The 23,581-nt window shown below is 69.9% G+C and carries 21 protein-coding genes; 13 read left to right on the plus strand and 8 right to left on the minus strand.

Annotated elements, in window-relative coordinates; genetic code table 11:
- Positions 1–6 precede the first annotated feature (6 nt).
- The 4 genes from HNR15_RS03470 to HNR15_RS03485 are packed head-to-tail and all read left to right on the plus strand — an operon-like array spanning position 7 to position 4,237.
- Positions 7–1,371: a glutamine synthetase family protein gene (locus HNR15_RS03470; RefSeq protein ID WP_179479143.1), complete on the plus strand. Its 1,365-nt coding sequence runs from the start codon at positions 7–9 to the stop codon at positions 1,369–1,371.
- Positions 1,368–2,747: an aldehyde dehydrogenase family protein gene (locus HNR15_RS03475; RefSeq protein ID WP_179479145.1), complete on the plus strand. Its 1,380-nt coding sequence runs from the start codon at positions 1,368–1,370 to the stop codon at positions 2,745–2,747. The genes HNR15_RS03470 and HNR15_RS03475 overlap by 4 nt, the downstream gene beginning before the upstream one ends.
- Before the next feature lie 21 nt (positions 2,748–2,768).
- Positions 2,769–3,536 carry a 3-oxoacyl-ACP reductase gene (locus HNR15_RS03480; protein WP_179479146.1) on the plus strand — a complete coding sequence of 256 codons (768 nt, stop codon included), beginning with the start codon at positions 2,769–2,771 and terminating at the stop codon, positions 3,534–3,536.
- The gene (locus tag HNR15_RS03485) at positions 3,533–4,237 is read left to right on the plus strand and encodes a gamma-glutamyl-gamma-aminobutyrate hydrolase family protein (RefSeq protein ID WP_179479147.1); all 705 of its coding nucleotides are present in this window, start codon (positions 3,533–3,535) and stop codon (positions 4,235–4,237) included. Before HNR15_RS03480 ends, HNR15_RS03485 begins: the two co-directional genes overlap by 4 nt.
- 50 nt (positions 4,238–4,287) lie before the next feature.
- On the opposite strand, the gene HNR15_RS03490 is transcribed toward HNR15_RS03485, so the two are convergent.
- The 3 genes from HNR15_RS03490 to HNR15_RS03500 are packed head-to-tail and all read right to left on the minus strand — an operon-like array spanning position 4,288 to position 9,994.
- Positions 4,288–7,710, minus strand: coding sequence for an error-prone DNA polymerase (locus HNR15_RS03490; RefSeq protein WP_179479148.1), 3,423 nt, complete (start codon positions 7,708–7,710; stop codon positions 4,288–4,290).
- 14 nt (positions 7,711–7,724) lie between these two features.
- On the minus strand, positions 7,725–9,305 hold the full coding sequence (locus tag HNR15_RS03495) for a DNA polymerase Y family protein (protein ID WP_179479149.1): 1,581 nt from the start codon (positions 9,303–9,305) through the stop codon (positions 7,725–7,727).
- A complete protein-coding gene (locus tag HNR15_RS03500; protein ID WP_179479150.1) occupies positions 9,302–9,994 on the minus strand; it encodes a hypothetical protein in 693 nt (230 codons plus the stop codon). The genes HNR15_RS03495 and HNR15_RS03500 overlap by 4 nt, the downstream gene beginning before the upstream one ends.
- A gap of 61 nt (positions 9,995–10,055) precedes the next feature.
- On the opposite strand from HNR15_RS03500, the gene HNR15_RS03505 reads away from it, so the two are divergent.
- Positions 10,056–10,604 (plus strand): dihydrofolate reductase family protein, encoded by a 549-nt coding sequence (locus HNR15_RS03505; RefSeq protein WP_179479151.1) that lies wholly within the window; start codon positions 10,056–10,058, stop codon positions 10,602–10,604.
- A 5-nt stretch (positions 10,605–10,609) separates the two neighbouring features.
- Here HNR15_RS03505 and HNR15_RS03510 read toward each other — a convergent pair whose 3' ends face one another.
- Together HNR15_RS03510 and HNR15_RS03515 are read right to left on the minus strand one after the other, a co-directional pair.
- Positions 10,610–11,122, minus strand: a complete 513-nt coding sequence (locus HNR15_RS03510) for a ferritin (protein WP_179479153.1) — start codon at positions 11,120–11,122, stop codon at positions 10,610–10,612.
- A 72-nt stretch (positions 11,123–11,194) separates the two neighbouring features.
- Entirely contained in the window at positions 11,195–12,595 is a 1,401-nt protein-coding gene (locus HNR15_RS03515) for an MFS transporter (RefSeq protein ID WP_179479155.1), read from the minus strand.
- A gap of 114 nt (positions 12,596–12,709) precedes the next feature.
- Here HNR15_RS03515 and HNR15_RS03520 point away from each other — a divergent pair, with 114 nt between their 5' ends.
- The gene (locus HNR15_RS03520) at positions 12,710–13,600 is read left to right on the plus strand and encodes an aminoglycoside phosphotransferase family protein (RefSeq protein WP_246306040.1); all 891 of its coding nucleotides are present in this window, start codon (positions 12,710–12,712) and stop codon (positions 13,598–13,600) included.
- 75 nt (positions 13,601–13,675) lie between these two features.
- On the opposite strand, the gene msrA is transcribed toward HNR15_RS03520, so the two are convergent.
- Positions 13,676–14,344 (minus strand): peptide-methionine (S)-S-oxide reductase MsrA, encoded by a 669-nt coding sequence (gene msrA / locus HNR15_RS03525; protein ID WP_179479157.1) that lies wholly within the window; start codon positions 14,342–14,344, stop codon positions 13,676–13,678.
- A 195-nt stretch (positions 14,345–14,539) separates the two neighbouring features.
- Between msrA and HNR15_RS03530 the strand changes: the two genes are divergently transcribed.
- The 5 genes from HNR15_RS03530 to HNR15_RS03550 all read left to right on the plus strand — a co-directional run bounded on the left by HNR15_RS03530 (position 14,540) and on the right by HNR15_RS03550 (position 21,177).
- A complete protein-coding gene (locus HNR15_RS03530; protein WP_179479158.1) occupies positions 14,540–17,563 on the plus strand; it encodes a glycine--tRNA ligase in 3,024 nt (1,007 codons plus the stop codon).
- A gap of 53 nt (positions 17,564–17,616) precedes the next feature.
- Entirely contained in the window at positions 17,617–17,997 is a 381-nt protein-coding gene (locus HNR15_RS03535; RefSeq protein ID WP_179479159.1) for a VOC family protein, read from the plus strand.
- A gap of 36 nt (positions 17,998–18,033) precedes the next feature.
- On the plus strand, positions 18,034–19,206 hold the full coding sequence (locus HNR15_RS03540) for a cystathionine gamma-synthase (RefSeq protein ID WP_179479160.1): 1,173 nt from the start codon (positions 18,034–18,036) through the stop codon (positions 19,204–19,206).
- Positions 19,207–19,351: 145 nt separating this feature from the next.
- Positions 19,352–20,353: an ATP-binding cassette domain-containing protein gene (locus HNR15_RS03545; RefSeq protein ID WP_179479161.1), complete on the plus strand. Its 1,002-nt coding sequence runs from the start codon at positions 19,352–19,354 to the stop codon at positions 20,351–20,353.
- On the plus strand, positions 20,350–21,177 hold the full coding sequence (locus tag HNR15_RS03550; protein WP_179479164.1) for an ABC transporter permease: 828 nt from the start codon (positions 20,350–20,352) through the stop codon (positions 21,175–21,177). The genes HNR15_RS03545 and HNR15_RS03550 overlap by 4 nt, the downstream gene beginning before the upstream one ends.
- Positions 21,178–21,255: 78 nt before the next feature.
- On the opposite strand, the gene greA is transcribed toward HNR15_RS03550, so the two are convergent.
- Complete coding sequence (greA, locus tag HNR15_RS03555; protein ID WP_208053765.1) at positions 21,256–21,744, minus strand: transcription elongation factor GreA; 489 nt, start codon at positions 21,742–21,744, stop codon at positions 21,256–21,258.
- A gap of 237 nt (positions 21,745–21,981) precedes the next feature.
- Positions 21,982–22,344, minus strand: coding sequence for a DUF4307 domain-containing protein (locus tag HNR15_RS03560; RefSeq protein WP_179479168.1), 363 nt, complete (start codon positions 22,342–22,344; stop codon positions 21,982–21,984).
- Positions 22,345–22,403: 59 nt separating this feature from the next.
- Between HNR15_RS03560 and mca the strand changes: the two genes are divergently transcribed.
- Both mca and HNR15_RS03570 read left to right on the plus strand, forming a co-directional pair.
- Positions 22,404–23,360, plus strand: a complete 957-nt coding sequence (gene mca / locus HNR15_RS03565) for a mycothiol conjugate amidase Mca (protein ID WP_179479171.1) — start codon at positions 22,404–22,406, stop codon at positions 23,358–23,360.
- Positions 23,353–23,580 (plus strand): hypothetical protein, encoded by a 228-nt coding sequence (locus HNR15_RS03570; protein ID WP_179479173.1) that lies wholly within the window; start codon positions 23,353–23,355, stop codon positions 23,578–23,580. The genes mca and HNR15_RS03570 overlap by 8 nt, the downstream gene beginning before the upstream one ends.
- Position 23,581 lies beyond the last annotated feature (1 nt).

The raw sequence follows: 23,581 nt of genomic DNA on the forward strand, positions 1-23,581 counted from the left end.
GCCGCGATGACCGCACCCACACTGACGCTGGAGGAGCTGCGCGCCCAGATCGAGGCGGGCACGATCGACACCGTCATCGTCGCCTTCACCGACATGCAGGGCCGACTGCAGGGCAAACGGCTGCACGCCCACTACTTCCTGGAGCATGCGCTCGCCGACGGCACCGAGGGCTGCAACTATCTGCTCGCAGTCGACGTCGACATGAACACCGTTGCCGGCTATGCGATCTCGTCCTGGGAGAGGGGATACGGAGACTTTCTCTTCGAGTTGGACCTGACGACGTTGCGGCGCACGCCGGGAGAACCGACCAGCGCGACCATCCAGTGCGATCTGGCCTGGCTGGACGACCGCGGACCGGTGCGTGAGGCACCCCGGTCGGTGCTGCGTGCGCAGGTGGAGCGGGCTGCTCGGGCCGGGTGGTCGGCGTACGCCGGCACCGAGCTTGAGTTCATCGTCTTCGAGCAGACCTACGAGCAGGCCTGGGATGCGCAGTACGTCGGGCTCACCTCGGCCAACCGCTACAACATCGACTACTCGATCGTGGGCGGCAGTCGGGTGGAGCCGCTGCTGCGCGATATCCGCAATCAGATGTGGTCCGCGGGCATGGTCGTCGAGAGCGCGAAGGGCGAGTGCAACCCCGGGCAGCACGAGATCGGCTTCCTCTACGACGAGGTGCTGCGCACCTGCGACAACCACGTCGTCTACAAGACCGGCGCCAAGCAGATCGCCGCGCAGCACGGGCGGTCGCTGACCTTCATGGCCAAGTACGACGAGCATGAGGGGAACAGCTGCCATATCCACCTCTCGCTGCGCGGGGCCGACGGCGCCATGGTGTTCGCCGACGACGTGCGCGACGGGGGCCACAGCAGGCTCTTCGACCACTTCCTGGCCGGGCTGCTCGCGACAGCGCGTGAGTTCACCTGCTTCTACGCGCCGAACATCAACTCCTACAAACGATTCGCCGACGGTTCGTTCGCGCCGACCGCCGTCGCGTGGGGCCGCGACAACCGCACCTGCGCTCTGCGTGTGGTCGGCCACGGCCCGTCGCTGCGGGTGGAGAACAGACTGCCCGGAGGCGACGTCAACCCCTACCTGGCGACGGCGGCGATGCTCGCCGGTGGCCTGTACGGCATCGAGAACGAACTCGAGCTCGAGCCGGCGTTCGAGGGGAACGCGTACACCAGCGATGCGCCGAAGGTGCCGACGACGCTGGACGAGGCACGACGACTGCTACTCGAATCCGACGTGGCACGAGCGGCATTCGGCGACGACGTCGTCGAGCACTACGCCCACGCGGCCGAGGTCGAGATCGCCGCCTTCGGCGCCGCGGTCACCGACTGGGAGCGCAAGCGGGGGTTCGAGCGACTGTGAGCACGCCGTACGACGTTATCAACCCCTCGACCGGCCGGACGATCCGGGCGGTGCACCATGCGAGCCTGGAGGAGACGGACGCGGTCATCGCCCGTGCGCACGCCGCGGCACCGGCCTGGGCCCGCGTCGACCCCGCCGACCGTGGACGCCTGCTGCGGCGGTTCGCGGACGTCGTCGACGCCCATCTGGCCGAGCTGGCCGAGCTGGAGATCGAGAACGCCGGCCACACCCGCGGCAACGCGATGTGGGAGGCGGGCAACGTGCGCGACGTTCTGCACTATTACGCCGCCGCCCCGGAACGACTGTGCGGCAGGCAGATTCCGGTTGCCGGTGGGATCGATCTGACCTTCCAGGAGCCACTGGGCGTGGTCGGCGTCATCGTGCCCTGGAACTTCCCGATGCCCATCTTCGGCTGGGCCGTCGGGCCGGCACTGGCCGCGGGCAACACGGTCGTGGTGAAACCTGCCGAACTGACTCCGTTCACCGCGCTGCGGCTGGCCGAGCTCGCCCTCGAAGCCGGGTTGCCGGAGGGGGTGCTCAACGTCGTACCGGGTGAGGGACCGGTCGTGGGTCAGCGGTTCGTCACCCACCCGCACGTGCGCAAGGTCTGCTTCACCGGGTCGACGGCGGTCGGCAAGAGACTGATGGCCCTGGCGGCCGACGATCTGACACGGGTGACGCTCGAGCTCGGCGGCAAGAGCGCCAACATCGTCTTCGCGGACTGCGACGTCGACGCCGCGGCGGCTGCCGCACCCGGTGCGGTCTTCGACAATGCCGGGCAGGACTGCTGCGCGCGGAGCCGGATCCTCGTGCAGCGCAGCGTCTTCGACCGCTTCATGGAGTCCATGGAGCCGGCGGTGCATGCGGTCCGGGTGCAGGACCCGTCGTTGAACGGCGATGCCGACATGGGGCCGCTCATCAGCGACACCCAACGGCAGCGGGTGCGCGGCTTCGTCGAGGACGCCGACTCAGCGGTGCAGATCGCATTCCGCGGTGACGCGCCCGACGGTGCCGGCTGGTGGTACCCGCCGACCGTGGTCGTGCCGACCGGCACCGGTGACCCGCTGTGGCAGGAGGAGATCTTCGGTCCGGTGGTCTCGGTGCTGCCGTTCGAGGACGAGGCGGATGCGATCGCGATGGCCAACGACACGGCGTACGGTCTGGCGGGCTCGATCTGGACCGACAACCTCGGTCGCGGACTGCGCGTCGCGCGGGGCGTGCGCGCGGGCAATCTGTCGGTCAATTCCCATTCGGCGGTGCGCTACTCGACGCCGTTCGGCGGCTTCAAGTCCTCCGGCCTCGGTCGTGAGCTCGGACCGGACGCTCTCGACGCGTTCACCGAGACCAAGAACGTCTTCATCTCCACCGCCCACTGACCCCGAAAGAAGGGACATTCGATGCCTGGAAGGCTGCAGGACAAGGTCGCCGTCGTCACCGGAGGATGCTCCGGCATCGGGCTGGCCACCGTCCGCCGGTTCGCGGAGGAGGGCGCGTCCGTGATCATCGCCGACATCGACGAGCAGACCGGCGAGCGGGTCGCTGACGAGGTGCACGGGCGATTCGTGCGCACCGACGTGACCGATGCCGAGCAGGTCGAGGCGCTGTTCGCGACCGCCAAGTCGGCGTACGGCAGCGTCGATGTCGCGTTCAACAACGCCGGTATCTCACCACCCGACGACGACTCGATCCTCACCACCGGGATCGAGGCGTGGCAGCGCGTGCAGCACGTGAACCTGACCAGCGTCTACCTGTGCTGTAAGGCCGTGCTGCCGTACATGATCGAGCAGAAGCGCGGATCCATCATCAACACAGCGTCATTCGTCGCGATCATGGGAGCTGCCACCTCGCAGATCTCCTACACGGCGAGCAAGGGCGGGGTCCTCGCGATGTCGCGTGAGCTGGGGGTGCAGTTCGCACGCGACGGGGTGCGGGTCAACGCCCTGTGCCCCGGGCCGGTCAACACTCCGCTGCTCAAGGAGCTCTTCGCCGCCGATCCGGAGCGTGCCGCACGCCGGCTGGTGCACGTGCCGGTCGGCCGGTTCGGCGAACCGGAGGAGATCGCGAACGCCGTACTCTTCCTGGCCTCCGACGAGTCCAGTTTCATCACCGCCACCGACTTCCTGGTCGACGGCGGCATCTCCGGCGCGTACGTCACGCCGCTGTGAGCAGGCCTGTCATCGGCATCACGCCGTACCTGGAACCCGTCGACCGGGACGTCTGGCGCGCCCAGCTGAGCGTGACGCTGCCGGCGACCTATGCCGAGAAGGTGATCGAGGCCGGCGGCATCCCGTTGGTGGTGCCACCGCTGCCCGACGCCGACGAGGAATGGGCCGCACGGGTGCTGGGACGGGTCGACGGTCTGATCCTCTCCGGCGGCGCCGACGTCGAGGCGGCCCGGTACGGCGCGCAGCCGCACCCCGCCGCTCAGGAGGCTCGGCCTGATCGCGACGTCAGCGAGCTGCTGCTGGCGCAGGTCGGGCGGGAACTCGACGTGCCGACGCTCGGGATCTGCCGGGGGATGCAGGTGATGGCGGTGGCGGCCGGCGGCACACTCAATCAGCATCTGCCGGATGACGTGGGCCACGAGAGGCATTCGCCGTCACCGGGGGAGTGGTCCTCCCACCGGGTGCTGGTGGGGCAGGGCACTCCGCTCGCCGCGCTGCTCGGCGCCGAGGTGACGTGCCCGACGTACCACCATCAGGGCGTCGCGTCCTGTCCCGGGTACGACGTGGTGGCCCGCGCCGAGGACGGGGTGGTAGAGGCCATCCACGACCCGTCGGCACGGTGGCGGCTCGGGGTGCAGTGGCACCCCGAGCAGGGCGACGACCTGCGGCTCTTCGAAGCACTCGTCGCGGCCTGTTCCTGACATGGGAGTACGTGCGCGCCCGATCGAGCGCGTATCCACTCCCACGATCGTCAGCGGAAGTCGCGGGAGGTCAGCTCCACGGCGATCGGCAGCTTCTCCAACCGGTCGGCGACCACGTTGACGATGTTCTCCGGTGACCGTTCGAGCACGCCGCGGATGATCATGGCGGGTGCGGACCGGGCTATGACGCGGTAGCGGTGCCAGACGCCCCGGCTGCAGATGATGTTGATCAGGCCTGTCTCGTCCTCGAGGTTGAGGAACGTGATGCCGCTCGCGGTCGCGGGCCGCTGCCGGTGGGTCACCACCCCGGCCACCTCGATGCGCCGACCGGACTCGACCGTGAGCAGGTCACTCGTGCGCAGGACGCCCCGCTCGCGCATCACCGTGCGGGCGTGCCGCATCGGGTGGTCCGCGGGGCTGATGCCGGTGGCCTGCAGATCGTGGATCAACAGCTCACCCAGGGTGAGCTCCGGCAGCAGCGGGGGCTGGTAGGGCACGTTGATGTCGAGCTGGCCCTGCTTGATCGCCGTGGCATCGGCCGCCTGCCACAACGCGCCGCGGCGCGAGCCGGACAGGTCATCGAGCGCTCCGGACAGCGAAAGCGCCTCCATCTGCTCGGTGTCCAGCTCGGCACGCCTGGCGAGGTCGCTCAGGTCGGCGAATCTGCCGTCCCGTTCCCGGCACGCGACGATCCGCTCGGCGACCTCCTGGCCGAGCGCCGAGACGTCGTCCAGGCCGAGGCGCACACTGTGCTGCCCGTCGCGGCGGTGCCGTTCGGTGTCCGGAGGTCGTGTCGCGTCGAACTCGCCGATCTCGTCCTGCTGGTAGTCCCGCAGGCAGGACTCCATGCCGCCGCCCATGCCGTGAGTGGCACCGTCCTCAGCCTCCAGGTCGGCATAGACGTTCGAACGATGGATGTCTGGTTGTAACACGATGACGCCATGTCTTCGGGCGTCACCGACCAAGGTCTGCGATGAGTAGAAACCCATCGGCTGGGCACGTAGCAACGACGCCAGGAACGCCGCGGGGTAGTGCAGTTTCAGCCACGAGCTCGCATAGACCAGCACCGCGAAGCTGAGCGAATGCGACTCCGCGAAGCCGAAGTTCGCGAATGCCTCGATCTTGTTGTAGATCTCGTCAGCCGTCTCCGGCGCGATCCCGTTGGCGGCCATCCCGTCGTACAACTTGGCCTTGAGCGTCTCGATCTTCTCGACACCCCGCTTGGATCCCATCGCGCGGCGCAGCAGGTCGGCGTCGGCGGTGCTGCAGTTGCCGACGGTGGTGGCCATCTGCATCAGCTGCTCCTGGAAGAGCGGGATGCCGAGCGTGCGCTCCAGGACGTCCTCCAGCAGGGGGTGCGGGTAGGTGACCGCCTCCTCGCCGGTACGACGCCGGATGTACGGGTGCACCGCACCGCCCTGGATGGGACCCGGGCGGATCAGCCCGATCTCGACCGTGAGGTCGTAGAAGCAGCGCGGCTTCAGGCGGGGAAGGGTGCCGATCTGCGCGCGGCTCTCCACCTGGAAGACACCGATCGAGTCGGCCCGGCACAGCATGTCGTAGACACCGGGCTCGTTGCGGGGGATCGTCTCCATCCGCCACACCTGCCCGAAGTGGGTGCGCACCAGGTCGAAGGTGTGCTGGACGGCTGCCAGCATCCCGAGGCCCAGCAGGTCGAACTTGACCAGCCCCATCCACGCGCAGTCGTCCTTGTCCCATTGCAGGACAGTGCGATCGGTCATCCGGGCCGGCTCGATGGGGCAGACGTTGCCGACCGGTTCGTCGGTCAGCACCATGCCGCCGGAGTGGATGCCCAGGTGCCGGGGGAAGGTGAGCACCTGGCTGGCCAGCTCCACGACGGCCGGAGCGATGTCGTGGTCGGCGCTGTCGATCTGCCCGCCCCACCGCTCGACCTGCTTGGACCAGGCGTCCTGCTGGCCCTGACTGTGTCCGAGCGCCTTGGCCATGTCGCGCACGGCGTTCTTGGGGCGGTAGGTGATGACGTTGGCGACCTGGGCGGCGTTGCGGCGGCCGTACTTCGCGTAGACGTGCTGGATGACCTCCTCCCGGCGTCCGGCATCGAAGTCGACGTCGATGTCGGGCGCCTCCTCGCGCAGCTCGGACAGGAACCGCTCGAAGGGCAGGCCGTAGAAGATCGGGTCGATGACCGTGATGCCGAGGGCGTAGCAGACGGCCGACGCGGCAGCGGATCCCCTTCCCTGACAGAGGATCCCCTGCTCGTGCGCGAAGCTGACGATCTCGTGCACGATGAGGAAGTAGCCCGGGAAGTCCTTGGCCTCGATCACCCGCAGCTCGTGCTCGAGTCGCTCCCGGTGGGCCGGGGTCAGCTCCTTCCACGCCTGCGCGGCGCCCTGCCAGGTGAGTTCGCGCAGCCAGCTCATCGGCGTGTGCCCGTCGGGCACCTCCTGGCGAGGCAGTCGCGGGCTGGCGGAGCGCAGCCGGAAACCCAGGTCGGCGGCGATGTCGGCGGTGCGCTCGACCGCGCCGGGGAACCGGGCGAAGCGTGCCCGCATCTCGGCGCCGCTGCGGATGTGCGCCTGGTCGCTGCTCGGCAGCCACCCGTCGAGATCCTCCAGACTGCGACGGGCCCGAACCGCGGACAACGCACTCGCCAGCCGGAACCGGTCGGGAGCGGCATAGTGCACCGCGTTGGTCGCCACCGTGTCGACGCCGGCGCGGCGGGCGATCTCGGCCAGTCGGTCGATGCGCAGACTGTCTGCAGGGTCGCCGTGATCGGTGAGCTCGACGAGCACGTTGGCGGCACCGAAGAGGTCCTGCAACCGGCGTACCTCAGCGAGTGCCGCGTCGTCACCGGAGCGTTCCAGCGCCTGCCGGACCATCCCCTTGCGGCAGCCGGTGAGCACCGTCCAGTGACCGTCGGCGGTGCCGGCCAGCGACGCCAGGTCGTAGATCGGCCGTCCCTTCTCCGACCCGGGCGCCAGATGCCCGTCGGTGAGCGCCCCGGCCAGCCGGTGGTAGCCCTCCTGGCCGCGTGCCAGCACCAGCAGGTGGCTGCCCTCGGGGTCGGGCATGCCGTTCTGAGGCGCGGTCAGGTCGAGCGACAGCTCGGCGCCGAAGACGGTGTCGATGTCGCCGAACGCCTCGGCCGCCTCGGCCATCCGCACCACGCCGTAGAGGCCGTCGTGATCGGTCAGCGCGATGCCACGCAGCCGTCGCCGGACCGCCTCGGTGACCAGTTCCTCCGGCGAAGAGGCGCCGTCCAGGAAGCTGTAGTGGGAGTGCGCGTGCAGCTCGGCGTAGGGCACCACCGGCCCGTCGTCGACGTCGTCGTCCGGTGGCAGCGTCGGTGCTTCGAACGCGGTGCGCTTGCGCGAGAACGCCGGTCCGTCACCGCCGTCGGCGGGGTACGCCGGTCGCTGGGCGGGCCTGGTGCCCTCCGACAGCAGCCGCTCCAGGTCCGACCACGGGATCGGCGGGTTACTGAATCCCACGGTCGCGGGTCTCCTCAGTCATAGCGCGCCTCGGTCCACCAGTGTTCGCCGCCGGCCAGCAGCAGCCACGCTTCGTTGTGGTCGTCGATCATCTGGAATCTGTTGACGTTCAACGGGTTGCGCCACCATCTCTGCTGGATCGGCCACGGGCCGGCCCAGGCGGTGACCCGGCGCGCCGGGCCGTCGCCGAGGCGCAGGGTGGCCGGTGGCATCGACAGGCCGCCACGCCGGTCGACGCGTACGACGGCCCCCTCGGCATCGAGCACCACCGCGGGGCGGGCCTGCGCGAAGACCGTCGACGGCGCCGGGCCGGGCAGCGACCCCGGCCACGGCTGGTCGGTACGACGCTGCGCGGACGTCGGGATCGCCTCACCCCACGGCCGCAGCACCCGGCGTTCGTCGAGCAACCGGCCGCCGCCGACGCTGACCGACAGCACCGCGTCGTGACCGAGGCGCGCCTGTAGTTGGGTCACGGTGCGCACCACGTGCTCGTCCGGCCGGTCGCCCCACAGCCCCTCGGCGTGGTGGGAGGCGCTCTCCAGCGATTCCGGCGCCATCGTCACCAGGGTGACGGCGTCGTACCGCTCGCTGGTCTCGGCGGAGAACTCATCGAGCTGCCACCGCACCCGGTCCAGCAGCTCCGCCCCGGTGAACTGCCACGGGTGACGCCAGAGTCGCTCGTGCACCAGGCCGGCCTCGGTGTGCAGGGTGAGCCGGATCTGGTTGCAGACCAGGGCATGCTCCATCAGTGCGGTGATGAGCCGGTCGACGGCCGGGGTGCACTGCGCGACCAGCTGCTCGACGTCGCCCACCGGCGGATCGCAGACGACCCGCAGGTCGAGGTCGAGCGGCACCGATCGGGGTGAGATGGCCGGTGCGTCCTCACCGCAGGCCAGCTGGTGGGCGCGCAGACCGGTGGCCCCGAAGCGCGCGTGCACGTCACCTCGGGGAAGGGCGGCGAATTCTCCGAGATGGCGGATTCCCATGCGGCGCAGCATGTTCGGCATACGGGCGTCGTCCACCGCTGCGCTGAGCACGGTCACCGGCAGACCGGCCAGGAAGGAGGTGGACCCGCCGGGCGGCACCTGCAGCCAGGGCACCTCGCCGGTGGTGGCGTAGGCGGACTGCTCGGCGGTGAAGAGCCCGTCGGCCACGGCAAGCCGTACGTCGTGGTCGAACTCCTCCTGCACGGCGGCGGCGAGCGCATCGGCCGCTGCCGCCTCGCTGCCGTAGAACCGGGCGATCCCGACGGCACGCACCGCGGCCAGTCCCGGCCGGATCACCTGCACCAGGGGAGCGCGCTGCTCGATGACGCGCAGGACTGGCTCGAAGGCGCGCTGCTCGACCTCCGGGTCGTGGAGCAGGACCTGCAGATCCGGGCACCTGGCCTGGGCGTGCCGGATGCGCAGGCCCTCGGTGACGCCCTCGGCGGCGGCCGCCGCCGAACAGGCCAGCACGATCCCCTTGGCCACGACCGCCAACGGCGCGTCGGCCGGCGCGCCGGCCGCCTCCTGCGCGGCGATCAGCGACCAGCCCGGCCACCAGAGGGCCAGCACCCGCACCGGCGTCGAGGTCGCCGGGAGCATCCTGCTCATGCCGGCCATGCCTGTACTGCCTGTGCTGCCTGTACTGGCCAGCCGAGGTCGGCGGTGCGCTCCCGATGCCGCTCGGTGACGGTGATCCTCAGCCGCTGACGCATCAGCGCGCCGTACCCCTGGCCGAGGCCGTCCCAGCCGGTCGTCACGGCCTCGATGTGCGCGGCTGCCCGGGGCCAGGCGCCGGCCACGATCATCGTCGTACGCCGGATGCGCAGCCGGGCGTGCAACCGCTCGACCTCACCCGGCGTCACGTGCGGCGGGCGGGAGGTGAGGATCAGATCGGCGATCTCGGTCAGGGCGGCGACCACGCTCACCCAGTCCTGCGACGGGGGGTGCGGCACCAGGACCAGTCGGGTCAGGTCGGCGCCCCAGGCGGCCGCCGACTCGACCCCGAAGTGCGGCAGTCCTACTGCGGCACACCAGGATCCGGTCCTGGTCGGCTCGGCCAGCAGACCCATGGCCACGGTGGTCGAGCCGGAGAGGGTGTAGACGCTGCCGAGCCGCAGCCCGGTGGGGAAGCTGTCGCGCAGGTCGGGATGCACCGGTACGCCGGGCAGAGCGAACACAGCTGAGCTCTGCCGGACCTGTCCCGCCTGCCTCTTCTGCCCGCCGGTCTCGCGACGCAGCAGGTCGTGCAGGTGGGCGACCGTCTCGTCACGTGAGGTCACCGGTGGGGGAGGCAGCATCCCTCCATGATCGAACACGCGTTCGAAAGACGCAAGTGCCCCGTCCGACTAGCGTGACGCCATGCTGCTCTACTCCATCGGCGCCTCGATGGATGGTTTCATCGCCGACCGACAGGGCGCCTTCGACTGGTCGGCGCCGAGCGATGAGCTGTTCGCCTTCCACCTGGAGCGCGTGCGGGAACTCGGCGCCCACCTGTGCGGGCGCAAGCTCTACCAGACCATGCTGGTGTGGGAGACCGACCCGTCGCTGCGCGAGACCGAGCTCTACGCGGCGTTCGCCGACGTGTGGAGCGCCCTGCCGAAGGTCGTCTTCAGCCGCACGCTCGAGCGCGTCCAGGGGAATGCCCGGCTCGCCGAGGGATCGGTCGCCGAGGAGATTGCAGCTCTCGCCGCCACCGGCCGGGACGTCGAGATCGGTGGTGCCGACCTGGCCGCCCAGGCGATCGAGCTCGACCTCGTCGATGAGTTCCGGATCTTCCGCTACCCGATCGTCGTCGGCGGAGGCACACCGTTGCTGCCACCGGTCACCACGGATCTGCGACTCGATCTGATCGAGACCAGGACGTTCGGGCCGGTGGTCTACGAGCGCTACGCGCGGGCCCGCGGCTGACGCGGTCAGGCTCCCGCGGACACGTTGCCGCGCCGCGACAGTTCCTCGTCCAGATGCAGCAGGCCCGGCCCGTCGTCGTCGATCCGCTTCAGACGGCCGATGATCGCGTCGACGGTCGATTCCTCCTCGATCTGCTCCGCCAGGAACCAGTCGAGCAGCGGCCGGGAGTCCAGATCGCCCTCGGACTCCGCGGTCCGGTAGAGCTCGCGGATGGAGGCGGAGACCTTCTGCTCGTGCTGCAGGGCGAGCTCGAAGCAGCGCAGCACTGAGGAGACGGGCTCGGCGTCCGGGCCGTCGATGGTCCCGATGACCGGGCGGTTGTCGCGGTCGCTCGCGTGGTCGATGAACTTGTTGGCGTGCACGATCTCCTCGTCCGCCTGATGGCGCAACCACGCGGAGACCCCCGGCAGATCCAGCTTGCCCATGTCGATCGCCAGCTGTCGGTAGACGATCGACGCGCGCAGCTCCAGGGTGATCTGTGCGCTGAATGCCGTCTCGAGGGCGTCGCTCATCTTCATCTCATCGACCTTAGGCACCCGACACACCCCTGACCAGGCAGCGGAGGCGGGCCGCGCAAGCCCCGGCGGCGTCTACCTGACGGCCGCGACCTCGGCCACCCGCTCGTTGACGTCCTCCAGGCTGCGTCCGGTGGTGCGCGGTCCGAAGAGCCCGATGTCCACGCAGAGGACGGCCATGATGACCGCCGACCCCGCGAAGACGCCGCCCGCGTGGAAGTGGTCGAGCGCGCTGACCGCGATGAACGGCAGCACCGCCGAGGTCAGCCGGGAGAGCGAGTAGCAGCTGCCGACCGCGCTCGATCGCACGGTCGTGGGGAAGATCTCCGCCTGGTAGACGTGGTAGGCGTTGGAGAAGACGTTGCTCGACACGGTCAGCAGGAAGCCCGCGGACACGATCACCGCGGTGTTCGTGGCGACCCCGAAGGTGATGCCGAACAGCGCCATCAGCACGGCCGCCACGATGATCAGGAACTTGCGCTCGACACGCTCCACGATCGGCACCGCGACCAGCGCGCCGATCGGATACCCCAGGAACGACAGCGCCGCGAAGCCGAGCGAGTCGGTGACGTTGTAGCCCTTGCTCTTCAGCACCAGGGGAGCAAGGGTCCCGAATCCGTAATAACCCACGGTCTGCAGGACGTTGAACACCGCGAGCATCACCGTGCGCCGGCGGTACTCCACCCCGAGGAGCACACGCAGAGGGACACGGCGCGCCTCGACCGGCGCGTCGGCGGGCTGGGTGTGCGGCTGCTCGGTGCGGGCGGCGGGGACCGCGCCGCTGCGGCGTTCGATGTCGGACACGATGGCGTCCGCCTCGGCGTAGCGCCCACGCGACTCCAGCCAGCGCGGCGACTCCGGCAGCAGGGTGCGCGCGGCGAAGACGAAGACCGCCCCGAGGCCGCCGGCGATCAGCAGCCAGCGCCAGCCGTCGAGACCGAGGATCTGGTGCTTCGCCACGACCCGCGCGCCGATCAGCGCCGCGAGTGGCACCCCGAGGAAGCCCACGACGTACGCCCACGAGATGTACCGACCGCGCACCCGGCCCGGTAGGAACTCGGCAAGGTAGGTGTCGACCAGCACGAGTTCGGAGCCGATCCCGACTCCGCACAGGAAGCGCAGGATCACGAACACGGTCAGGTTCGGGGAGAAGCCGGCCGCGATCGACAGCACCGAGTACGACGCGAGGTTGAGCATGAACACCTTGCGGCGCCCGATCCGGTCGGCGAGGCTCGACATCGCGAGTGCACCGACGAACATCCCGGCGAACGCCGCCGCGATGACCATGGCCTTGCCCGTGGTGCCGAGACCCCACTGCTCCGCGAGCACCGTCGCCAGCACGCCGCCGAGGAACACCTCGTAGAGGTCGAAGAACGACCCGATCCCCACGATCGCGGTCATCCGTCGATGCCAGCCGGAGACCGGCAGCGCATCGAGCCGTTCGGCAGAGTCGGAGTACGTCGTGGTCGCCGTCATCGCATTCCTTCGCATCGTCGCCTGCCCATGCTAGGTGCATTCATCACCTATGCAGAGGAGGCGCGGAAAAGCGTTCGCGGCGCCGCGGACCGGCACGACAGGATGGCGCGCGTGATGCACGAAGGGGAGACGCGCATCGATCCGGCGCTCGTCGCCGACCTGGTGGCCCGCCAGTTCCCGGCGTACGCCGAGCTGCCGATCCGGCAGGTCCGCTCCGGCGGCACCGAGAACGCCGTGTTCCGACTGGGCGAGCGGCACGCCGCTCGGTTCCCTCTGCACGACGGGTCGGTGCCGAGCCTGGTGAAGGAGATCCGCTGGGGTCCGGCGTTCTCGGCGAGGGCCTCGCTGCGGACGCCGATCGTCGAGGCGGTCGGTGCGGCGGGACCGGGCTACCCCTACCCGTGGGCGATCGTGCGCTGGCTGGACGGGCGTGACGCGCAGGAGGTCGCCGTCGGAGACAGCGAGCAGGCAGCCACCGCCCTGGGCGGCTGCGTGCGCTCGCTGTGGTTGCAGTCGCAGGACGCGCCGCGTGCGGGCGTGCTCGGGGGATCGCGCGGCGGCCCGATCGGCATACGTGACAGCGACTTTCGCGAGGCACTGTCCCGATGCGCCGGGCTGACCGACACCGCACGCGTGGGCGAGATCTGGGAGGCGGCGCTCGCGACACCGACGTGGGACGGACGCCCGGTGTGGCTGCACGCCGACCTGATTCCGGGCAACCTGCTCGTCCGTGAGGGGCGTCTCGTCGGGCTGCTCGACCTCGGCGCGATCGCGACGGGCGATCCCGCGTACGACGTCACGGCCGCGTGGTTCGTCTTCGACGGCCCGCGCCGGGCGACCTACCTGCGCGCGCTCGGCGTCGCTGTCGGGGGGCCGGTCTGGCTGCGCGCCCGCGGCCTGGCCGTGTCGCAGGCCGTGATCGCCCTGCCGTACTACCTGCACACCAACCCCACGATGGTCGCCATGGCGCGGCGGTGCCTGACGGAGGTGCTCGCCGAGCCCTAGAGCGGTGTCCAGATGTCGGTTCGGGAGGGTCGCGGCGACGCGCAACCCTCCCGACGTGACTTCTCGACCGCTGGATCAGGTGGTCGGCGGCAGCACCGACTGCTGGCTGGGCACCTCGTCCTGACGCAGCAGACCGATCGGGCAGGTCAGCCCGTTGGGGCCGTGGTTGCAGTAGCCGCCGGGGTTCTTGTGCAGGTACTGCTGGTGGTAGGCCTCGGCGTAGTAGAACTCACCGGCCGGGGCGAGCTCGGTGCTGATCTCGCCGTGGCCGTGCTCGGTGAGCACCTGCTGGAACGCCTCGCGGGTGGCCTTGGCGGCCGCCTCCTGCTCGGGCGTGGTCCAGTAGATCGCCGAGCGGTACTGGGTGCCGACGTCGTTGCCCTGGCGGTACTTGGTCGTGGAGTCGTGGTTCTCCCAGAAGATCTTGAGCAGGTGCTCCGCGTCCGTCTGCTTCGGGTCGTACGCGATGAGCACCGCCTCGGTGTGCCCCGTCCGCCCGGTGCAGGTCTCCTCGTACGTCGGGTTGGGGGTGATGCCGCCGATGTACCCGACGGCAGTGGTCACCACGCCCGGCGCCTGCCAGAAGAACCGCTCTGCGCCCCAGAAGCAGCCCATCGCGACGTACAGCACCTGGGTGCCGTCGGGCCACGGGCCCTTCAGCGGCGTGCCGAGGACCGCGTGTGTCGCGGGCACGTGCTCCATGGGCGTCGAGCGCCCGGGGAGTGCCTCGTCGGGGGAGACCATGGTGCCAACTCGTCCGAAACCGAAGATCATGTCTGTGCAACGACCGGGGCCGCGTAATCCTTCCGCGCCCGGCAGGGCGCGACGTGGCCGGTTTGCGTCCGTGGCCAGGGCTGCAGCACTGGCCAACGACGCAGAACCCCCACGTCGCCGTAAACCGATTCGGTGGCGTCGCCACCCGTCGATAGCCTTGCCCACGTGCTGACCGTGCAAGACGCCCTGCTCACCCTGCAGAAGTTCTGGACCGACCGTGGCTGCATGGTGGTCCAGCCCTTCAACACCGAGGTGGGTGCGGGCACCATGAACCCCGCCACCCTGCTGCGAGTGCTCGGACCGGAGCCGTGGCGGGTCGGGTACGTCGAGCCGAGCGTGCGCCCGGACGACAGCCGGTACGGCGAGAACCCCAACCGCCTGCAGCAGCACACCCAGTTCCAGGTGATCCTCAAGCCCGACCCGGGCAACCCGCAGGAGCTCTACCTGGAGTCATTGGCGGCCCTCGGCATCGACCTGCACGCGCACGACGTGCGGTTCGTCGAGGACAACTGGGCCCAGCCGGCGATCGGCGCGTGGGGTCTCGGCTGGGAGGTGTGGCTGGACGGCATGGAGGTCACCCAGTTCACCTACTTCCAGCAGGTCGGCGGTCAGAACCTCGACCCGGTGAGCGTGGAGCTGACCTACGGCATCGAGCGGATCATGATGGCCCAGCAGGGCGTCAGCCACTTCAAGGACATGGTCTACGCGCCGGGCATCACCTACGGCGAGGCGTTCGGCCAGCAGGAGTACGAGATGTCGAGGTACTACCTCGACGACGCCGACGTGCCGACGAATCGCGAGCTCTTCGAACGCTACACGGCCGAGGCGCGCCGCTTGGTCGAGGCCCGTCTCCCGGTGCCGGCGCACACCTACGTACTGAAGAGCAGCCACGCGTTCAACGTGCTGGACTCCCGCGGCGCCATCTCCACGACCGAGCGCGCCCAGGCGTTCTCGACGATGCGGGCGCTCGCACGCGACGTCGCGGCCCTGTGGGTCGAGCGCCGCGCTGAGCTGGACTACCCGCTGCTGAAGTCCGACGCCGCCCCGGTCCTGGCCGGTGCGGCGGTCATGCCGCCTCACGAGGGGGAGGAGCCGGAGGCCGCGGTCGCGGCCGGCGCGGCACCCGAGGACTTCGCGTTCGAGATCGGCGTCGAGGAGCTTCCCCCGCACGTCGTCGGGCAGGCGGTGGAGCAGGTACGCAGCCTGCTGACCGACGGTCTCGCCGCCGGCCGGCTCACCCACGGCGAGGTGTCGGTGCTCGGCACCCCGCGCCGGATCGTCGCCCACGTGCAGGACGTCTCCGCGCACGAGCCGGACGCACAGACGATGCGCAAGGGCCCCAAGGTCGGCGCCGCGTACGACGACGAGGGCAACCCCACCAAGGCCGCCCAGGGCTTCGCCCGCGGTCAGAAGGTCGACGTCGCCGACCTGGTCCGCGCCGAGTTCGACGGCGCCGAGCACGTGGCGGTGCGCATCGACCAGCCGGGCCGCGACGCCCTGAGCGTCCTCGGCGACCTCGTCGCGACCACGGTCGGCGAGCTGCGCGCCGACCGCAACATGCGCTGGTCCGATCCCGAACTGACCTACAGCCGTCCCATCCGGTGGGTCGTCGCGCTGTGGGGTGCGCTGGTCGTGCCGGCTCAGGTGTCGCAGCTGCGCACCGGCCGCACCACCTACACCCAGCGCGGTGATGCCGACCCCCTCGTGCGGGTCGACAACGCACAGACCCTGGCGCCGGTCCTGGCCGAGCGCGGCATCGTGCTCGACGCCGCGGAGCGCCGCAGCTCGGTCGTGGCGCAGACCACCGCACTCGCCGCGACCGTCGGCGGCGTCGTGGACTTCGAGGACGAGGCCGCCCTGGTCGACGAGATCACCAACCTGGTCGAGCAGCCCCGCGGCATCCTCGGCAGCTTCGAGGAGCGCTACCTGAAGCTGCCTGAGCAGATCCTCACCACCGTGATGCGCAAGCACCAGCGCTACCTGCCGGTGCGGGACGCCGACGGATCGCTGCGCCCCTACTTCGTCACCATGGCGAACGGCGTGTGCGACGACGACGTGGTGCGCGAGGGCAACGAGAAGGTGCTGCGCGCGCGGTACGAGGACGCGGCGTTCTTCTACGACGCGGACCTGCAGACACCGCTCGCCGACCTGCGGTCAGGCATCGGCAAGCTCACCTTCGAGAACCGGCTGGGTTCGGTGGCGCAGCGCGCCGACCGGATCGCCGACGTGGCGTCCGCGCTGGCCGGAGACCTCGAGCTGGACTCCGATGACCGGTCGACGCTCACCCGCGCGGGCGAGCTGGCCAAGTTCGACCTGGCCTCGCAGATGGTCATCGAGCTGTCGTCACTGGCCGGCACCATGGCCCGCGAGTACGCGCTGCGCGCGGGTGAGAGCCCGGCCGTCGCCGACGCGCTGGCCGAGATGGAGCAGCCGCGCAGCGCCGGCGGAGTGATCCCGCGCACCGTGCCCGGTGCGGTGCTCGCGCTCGCCGACCGCTTCGACCTGCTGGCCGCCATGTTCGCCCTCGGCGCCAAGCCCACCGGGTCGTCCGACCCGTTCGCCCTGCGCCGGGCAGCCCTCGGAGTCATCAGCATCCTGCGCGAGCACGAGGCGCTCTCCCTGGTCACGGTCGATTCCGGACTTGACGCGGCTGCGAAGCGGTTGCGAGAGCAGGGGATCGAGGTCGGCGACGAAGCCGTCTCCGCCGCCCGGGCGTTCACCGTCGGCCGACTGATCCAGCAGCTGCGCGACGAGGGCGTGGATGCCAGACTCGCCGATGCCGTGGCTCCCCTCTCCGCATCGCCGGGCAAGGCCCAGGCGGCTCTGGGAGACATCGAGAGGACCCGCACCGACCTGAGGCTGGCCACGCTGGTCGAGGCGGTCCAGCGGATCACCCGCATCGTGCCTGCGGGCACGGCTGCGGCGTACGACGCGAGCGTCCTGGTCGACCCGGCCGAGGTCGGCCTGGAGCGCCTCGTCGCCGCCCTGCCCGACCACCGCGCCGACGCCATCCCCGGATGGCTGCCCGACGCGTCCGTGCTCGTGGGGCCGCTGACCCGGTTCTTCGACGAGGTCCTGGTGATGGCGCCGGACGAGCGACTGCGCGCGGCCCGCCTGGGTCTGCTGCAGACCATCGTCGACCGTGCACCGGACGGCATCGACTGGCAGGCGCTGAACTCGGCCCTGTGAGGGCGGCGAAGTAACCCGTTGTCCTGACGGCCCTCGGCTGGCAGCCTGCTCGGATGGCATCCCGCGCATCCAACTTCTGCATCGACGCCGCCGACCCCTACACCCAGACCCGGTGGTGGGCGCAGGTGCTGGACGACTTCGTCATCGACCCCGAGTACGACGCCGATCCGGGTGCCGAAGAGGACGGGCTGCGCGGTCCGGACGACCGTTTCCTGCTCTTCCTGAAGGTCCCCGAGCCCAAGACGGTCAAGAACCGGATGCACCTGTGCCTGCGTCCGACCGACCGGAGCCGTGACGAGGAGGTCGACCGGATCCTCGCGCTGGGGGCGACGATCGTCGACGACCGCCGCAACGGTGACAAGGGCTGGGCCGTGCTCGCCGACCCCGAGGGCAACGAGTTCTGTGTGCTCGGTCCCTACCGGCCGGGCAGCTGACACCGGGCCGACAGGGACGGTCGTAGCCTTGCCGGCATGAGCTCTTCGAATCACGGTTTCTCGACCCGCGCCATCCATGCCGGCCAGGAACCCGATCCCCGCACCGGCGCCGTCGTACCGGCCATCTACCAGACGTCGACCTACAAGCAGGACGGCGTCGGCGGGCTGCGAGAGGGTTACGAGTACTCCCGCTCGGCCAACCCGACGCGCACCGCGCTGGAGCAGTGCATCGCCGAGCTGGAAGGCGGGGCGCGAGGATTCGCCTTCGCCTCGGGTCTGGCCGCCGAGGACGCGATCCTGCGGGGGCTGCTGCGCCCGGGCGATCACATGATCATCCCGACCGACGCGTACGGCGGCACGTTCCGGCTCGTCGACAAGATCGTCAAGCCGTGGGGCGTCGACTACAGCCTCGCCAAGGTCGCCCACGCGGACGCCATCCGCGGCGAGATCCGCCCTGGCGTCACCAAGCTCGTGTGGGTCGAGACGCCGACCAATCCGCTGCTCGGCATCGCCGACATCGCCGCCATCGCCGCCATCGCCCACGAGGCCGGTGCGCTGCTGGTCGTCGACAACACGTTCGCCTCCTCCTACCTGCAGCAGCCGCTCAGCCTCGGCGCGGACATCGTGATCCACTCGACCACCAAGTACGCCGGAGGTCACAGTGACGTCGTCGGTGGCGCCGTCGTGGTGGCGGAGCACGTCGCGGTCCCGGCGTTCGAGGACGCCGCCGAGCGGATCGCTTTCCACCAGAACGGTCTCGGTGCAGTCTCCGGCCCGATGGACTCGTGGCTGGTGCTGCGGGGACTGAAGACCCTGTCGTTGCGGATGGAACGACACTGTGACAACGCCGAGCGCATCGTGCAGGTGCTGCAGTCGCGCCGGGACGTCACCAACATCTACTACCCCGGCCTCGACTCCCACCCCGGGCACGACATCGCGGCCCGTCAGATGAAGCGCTTCGGCGGGATGGTCAGCTTCCAGCTGGCCGGCGGCGAACAGCACGCCGTCGACGCGATCGGGCGCACCGAGCTGTGGACCCTCGGGGAGTCCCTCGGCGGGGTCGAGTCGCTCATCGAGCACCCCGGGCGGATGACCCATGCCAGCGTCGCCGGCACCGAGCTGGAGGTCCCGGGCGACCTGATCCGGTTGTCCGTCGGGATCGAGGATGCCGAGGACCTGGTGGCGGATCTGGAGCAGGCACTCGGGTGAGCCCGGATACTGCGAAGGATCGATCGGCGCGCGATCCGCTGGGTTGTCACCGCGACCTGGCACCATGGCCGCACGTGACGGTCCCCCGAGGGTTCGTGGGCAGTCTCCGGCCGCGCCGGACGTCACGCCAAGAGGAGGTCTGAGCATGGGGGACGCCGTCTTCGCCGAAGGTCTGGTGAAGCACTACAAGGCGGTCAAGGCTGTCGACGGGGTGTCGTTGAACGTGCCGGAGGGGACGGTGCTGGGGGTGCTGGGGCCGAACGGCGCCGGCAAGACCACGACAGTGCGGATGCTGACCACCTTGATCCGGCCGGACGCGGGGCACGCGACCGTCGCCGGGCAGGACGTGATCAAGGATCCGGCGGCCGTGCGCCGCTGCATCGGGGTGTCCGGTCAGTCGGCCGCGGTCGACGAGTACCTCACGGGCTACGAGAACCTGGAGATGATCGGCCGGCTCTACCACCTGTCCAAGAGGGATGCCCGCGCGCGCTCCCGGGAGCTGCTGCAGGACTTCCGGCTGGACGAGGCGGCCGACCGCCCGGCCAAGACCTACTCCGGGGGCATGCGCCGGCGGCTCGACCTGGCGGGGGCACTCGTGGCGCGTCCACCGGTGATCTTCCTGGACGAGCCCACCACCGGGCTGGACCCGCGCAGCCGCGGTGACATGTGGGACGTCATCACCACGCTGGTCCGCGCGGGCACGTCGGTGCTGCTGACCACGCAGTACCTGGAGGAGGCCGACCGCCTCGCCGACAACATCGTGGTGGTCGACCGCGGTGTGGTCATCGCCGAGGGCACGTCCGATGAGCTGAAGGTGCAGGCCGGCGGCGAGCGTCTCGAGGTGACGGTCCTCGACCCCGCACGGGTGGGCGAGACCGCCGGGCTGCTCGCGGCGATCGCCGGGGGAGACGCCACCTCCGATGACCACAGCCGGCGCGTCACCGTGGGGGTGTCCGGCGGCACGCGCGACCTGCTGGTCGCCGTACGACGGCTCGATGATGCGGGCATCGAGGTGCAGGACATCGGCATCCGGCGTCCCACGCTCGACGACGCCTTCCTGGCGATGACGGGCCACGCGGCAGAGGAGGCCGCGGACGACGACGGGTCGGCCGCCACCAGCAAGAACACCCAGGGGGCATCGCGATGACCACGTTCTTCAGTGACGGGCTGACCGTCGCCCGGCGCAATCTGATCAAGATCAAGCGGGTCCCCGACCTGCTGGTCTTCACCACGCTGCAGCCGATCATGTTCGTGCTGCTCTTCGGCTACATCTTCGGCAGCCTCGCCGGCCCGGGCAACGCCGGCGGCTACCGGGAGTTCCTCATCGCGGGGATCTTCACCCAGACGCTGGTCTTCGGCGCGACCATCACCGGGTTCGGGATGGCCGAGGACATGCAGAAGGGCGTCATCGACCGGTTCCGCACGTTGCCCATGCACCCCGGCGCGGTCCTGTTCGGGCGCACCCTGTCCGACGTGCTCAACAACGTCATCGTGCTGATCGTGATGTCGGTGACGGGGTTGATCATCGGCTGGCGGATCCGCACCGGGGTCCTGGACGCCGTCTGGGGCTTCGCGCTCCTGCTGCTGTTCGCCTACGCGGTCAGCTGGCTGTTCGCCTACGTCGGGCTGAAGGTGCGCACCCCGGAGATCGTCAACAACGCCTCGTTCATGGTGATCTTCCCGTTGACCTTCATCGCCAACACGTTCACCAGTGCGCAGGCGCTGCCGGGTCCGCTGAAGTCGATCGCCGGGTGGAACCCGGTCTCGACCATCACCTACTCGGCCCGGGACCATTTCGGCAACCTGTTCGCGCTGAAGGTGGCCGGCACCCACCAGCAGCAGCTGGACGCGATCCGCTACACCTGGGCGCTGCGGCACGCCGACCTCTACACGGTGATCTGGGTGGCGGCGATCCTGGTGATCTTCGTGCCGCTGGCCACGACGACCTACAAGAAGGCCGTCGCCAAGTAGCCCGGCCGCCACAGCGACAGGCCCGCTCTCCCGTCACCGGGGGAGCGGGCCTGTCGTCGTCGGGTCAGGCGCGGACGCTCACTTATAGGGCGTGGCCTGCGTGATCTTGACCTCGATGCTCTTGCCGTTGGGCGCCTCGTACGACGTGGTCTCGCCGACCGACTTGCCGTTGATCGCCGAACCCAGCGGGGACTTCTCGCTGTAGACGTCGAGGTCGGTGGAGTCGCCGACGATCTCGCGGCTGCCGAGCAGGAAGTGCTCGGTCTCACCGAACATCTCCACGGTCACCACCATGCCGGGGGCCACCGTGCCCTCCTTGACGGAGGGGCCACCCACCACGGCGTCGCGCAGCAAGGCGTCGAGCTGGCGGATGCGCAGCTCCATCTTGCCCTGCTCCTCGCGCGCGGCGTGGTAGCCGCCGTTCTCCTTGAGGTCACCCTCTTCGCGGGCCTCCTCGATCTGGCGGGAGATCTCGGTGCGTCCTGCGCCGGTGAGGTGGTCGTACTCAGCCTTGAGCCGGTCGTAGGCCTCCTGGGTCAGGAAGCTGGCGTCAGTGGTGCTCGTCACGGACCTTCTCCTTGCTGTGCGACAGATGATGTGGTGCGGGTGTCTGGGCCGGGGCGCGGCCCGCGGGCAGGCCGTTTTCGTCACGTGCCCTGTCCGCCCAGGTAATGAAGCGGTCCGGACCCGGATCGCCCGAGATGTCTCGTGGCGCGCCGGGGGCCGGACCCAGATGCGATCTACCAGTTTAGCTCGCATATGCCGGATGTCACGTTCGTTCCGGGTTGCGACCTGGTGTCGAGATCAGCGGTAGTGACAGCTGTCCACGGTGCCGGTGACCGCCCGCGTGACGGTGCGGACGGTCCGGATGTAGCGCACGACGTCCTTGCGGGTAGCGGGCAGATCGACCGTGGTCACCCCCACCTGGGAGTGCTCGTTGTCCTGCGCCTCGATGGTGCAGCTGACCGGCTTGCCGTTCTGGTTGATGACATCGAAGGTGACCTGCACCCTGGTGTCGCTCACGATGTCGTGGCCGGCGTCGGACCACTGCACGCCACGAGTGGCGGCGATCCCGAACCAGATGGCGAAGGCGCTCATGACCAGCACCCCCAGGGTGCCGATGAGCCACCACTTGCCCTGTCCGGGCGCGGGTCGAGGGATCGGCATGGGATGCAAGACTAGGCGCTGTTCTTAAGTGTTCATGAACGTGTGTCGATGAGGTGACGATGACCGGCAGCCTGCGCCTGATGGCAGTGCATGCGCATCCCGACGACGAGTCCAGCAAGGGCTCGGCGACCATGGCCCGTTACGTCGCCGAGGGGCATGACGTGATGGTCGTGTCCTGCACCGGCGGCGAGCGTGGCGACATCCTCAATCCCCGGCTGAAGGACGATGCCGAGATCCTGCGGGACATGCCGGAGGTGCGCCGCCGCGAGATGGCGGCGGCCCAGGCGATCCTCGGGGTGCAGCACACCTGGCTCGGCTTCGTCGACTCCGGTCTGCCGGAGGGCGACCCGTTGCCCGACCTGCCCGCGGGCTGCTTCGCCCTGGAGCCTCTCGAGGTGACCACGGAGGCGCTGGTGCGGGTGGTGCGCGCGTTCCGCCCGCACGTCATGACGACGTACGACGAGAACGGCGGCTATCCCCACCCCGACCACATCATGTGCCACAACGTCTCCGTCGCCGCCTTCCGCGCGGCTGGCGACCCGTCGGCGTACCCGGGCGCCGGGCCGGCCTGGCAGCCGCTGAAGCTCTACTACGACCGGGGCTTCTCCCGGGGCAAGATGCTCGCCATGCACGAGGCGTTGCTCGCCGCGGGCAAGGAATCGCCGTTCGGTGAGTGGATGAAGCGTTGGGAGGACCGGCCGGAGGGTCGCGTCACCACCCGGATCCAGTGCGCTGACTACTTCCCCGTCCGCGAGCGCGCGCTGCTCGCCCATGCCACGCAGATCGATCCGGACGGGTCGTTCTTCGCGATCCCGGCCAAGGAGCAGGGCGCCATCTGGCCCACCGAGGAATGGGATCTGGCGATGTCCTACGTGCCTGTGCCGGACGACGAGGACGACCTGTTCGCCGGGCTCGGCACCGAGGCGGACGCCGACGCGCTCGCGTCGGGCGGCCCCCACAATCTCGTGATCGACGACGTCGCCGCACGCGTCGTCCCGGAGCCCGCCCGTGGGTGAGGAAGAGGCCACCAACGTCACGGCGGGAATCTGGGGGTTCCTGATCCTCTTCGCGCTGGCGATGGCCTGCTGGTTCCTCTACCGCAGCATGAACCGGCATCTGCGCAACGTGCGGATGCAGCACGAGGCGGACCTCAAGGCACAGCAGGACCGGGCACCTGCCGGCGGGCAGGCGTCGGCCGAGGCCGGCGGGAAACGTCCGGAGGATCTGCCCGGCTGAA

This window comes from Allobranchiibius huperziae (genome assembly GCF_013410455.1).
GTDB classification, from domain to species: domain Bacteria; phylum Actinomycetota; class Actinomycetes; order Actinomycetales; family Dermatophilaceae; genus Allobranchiibius; species Allobranchiibius huperziae.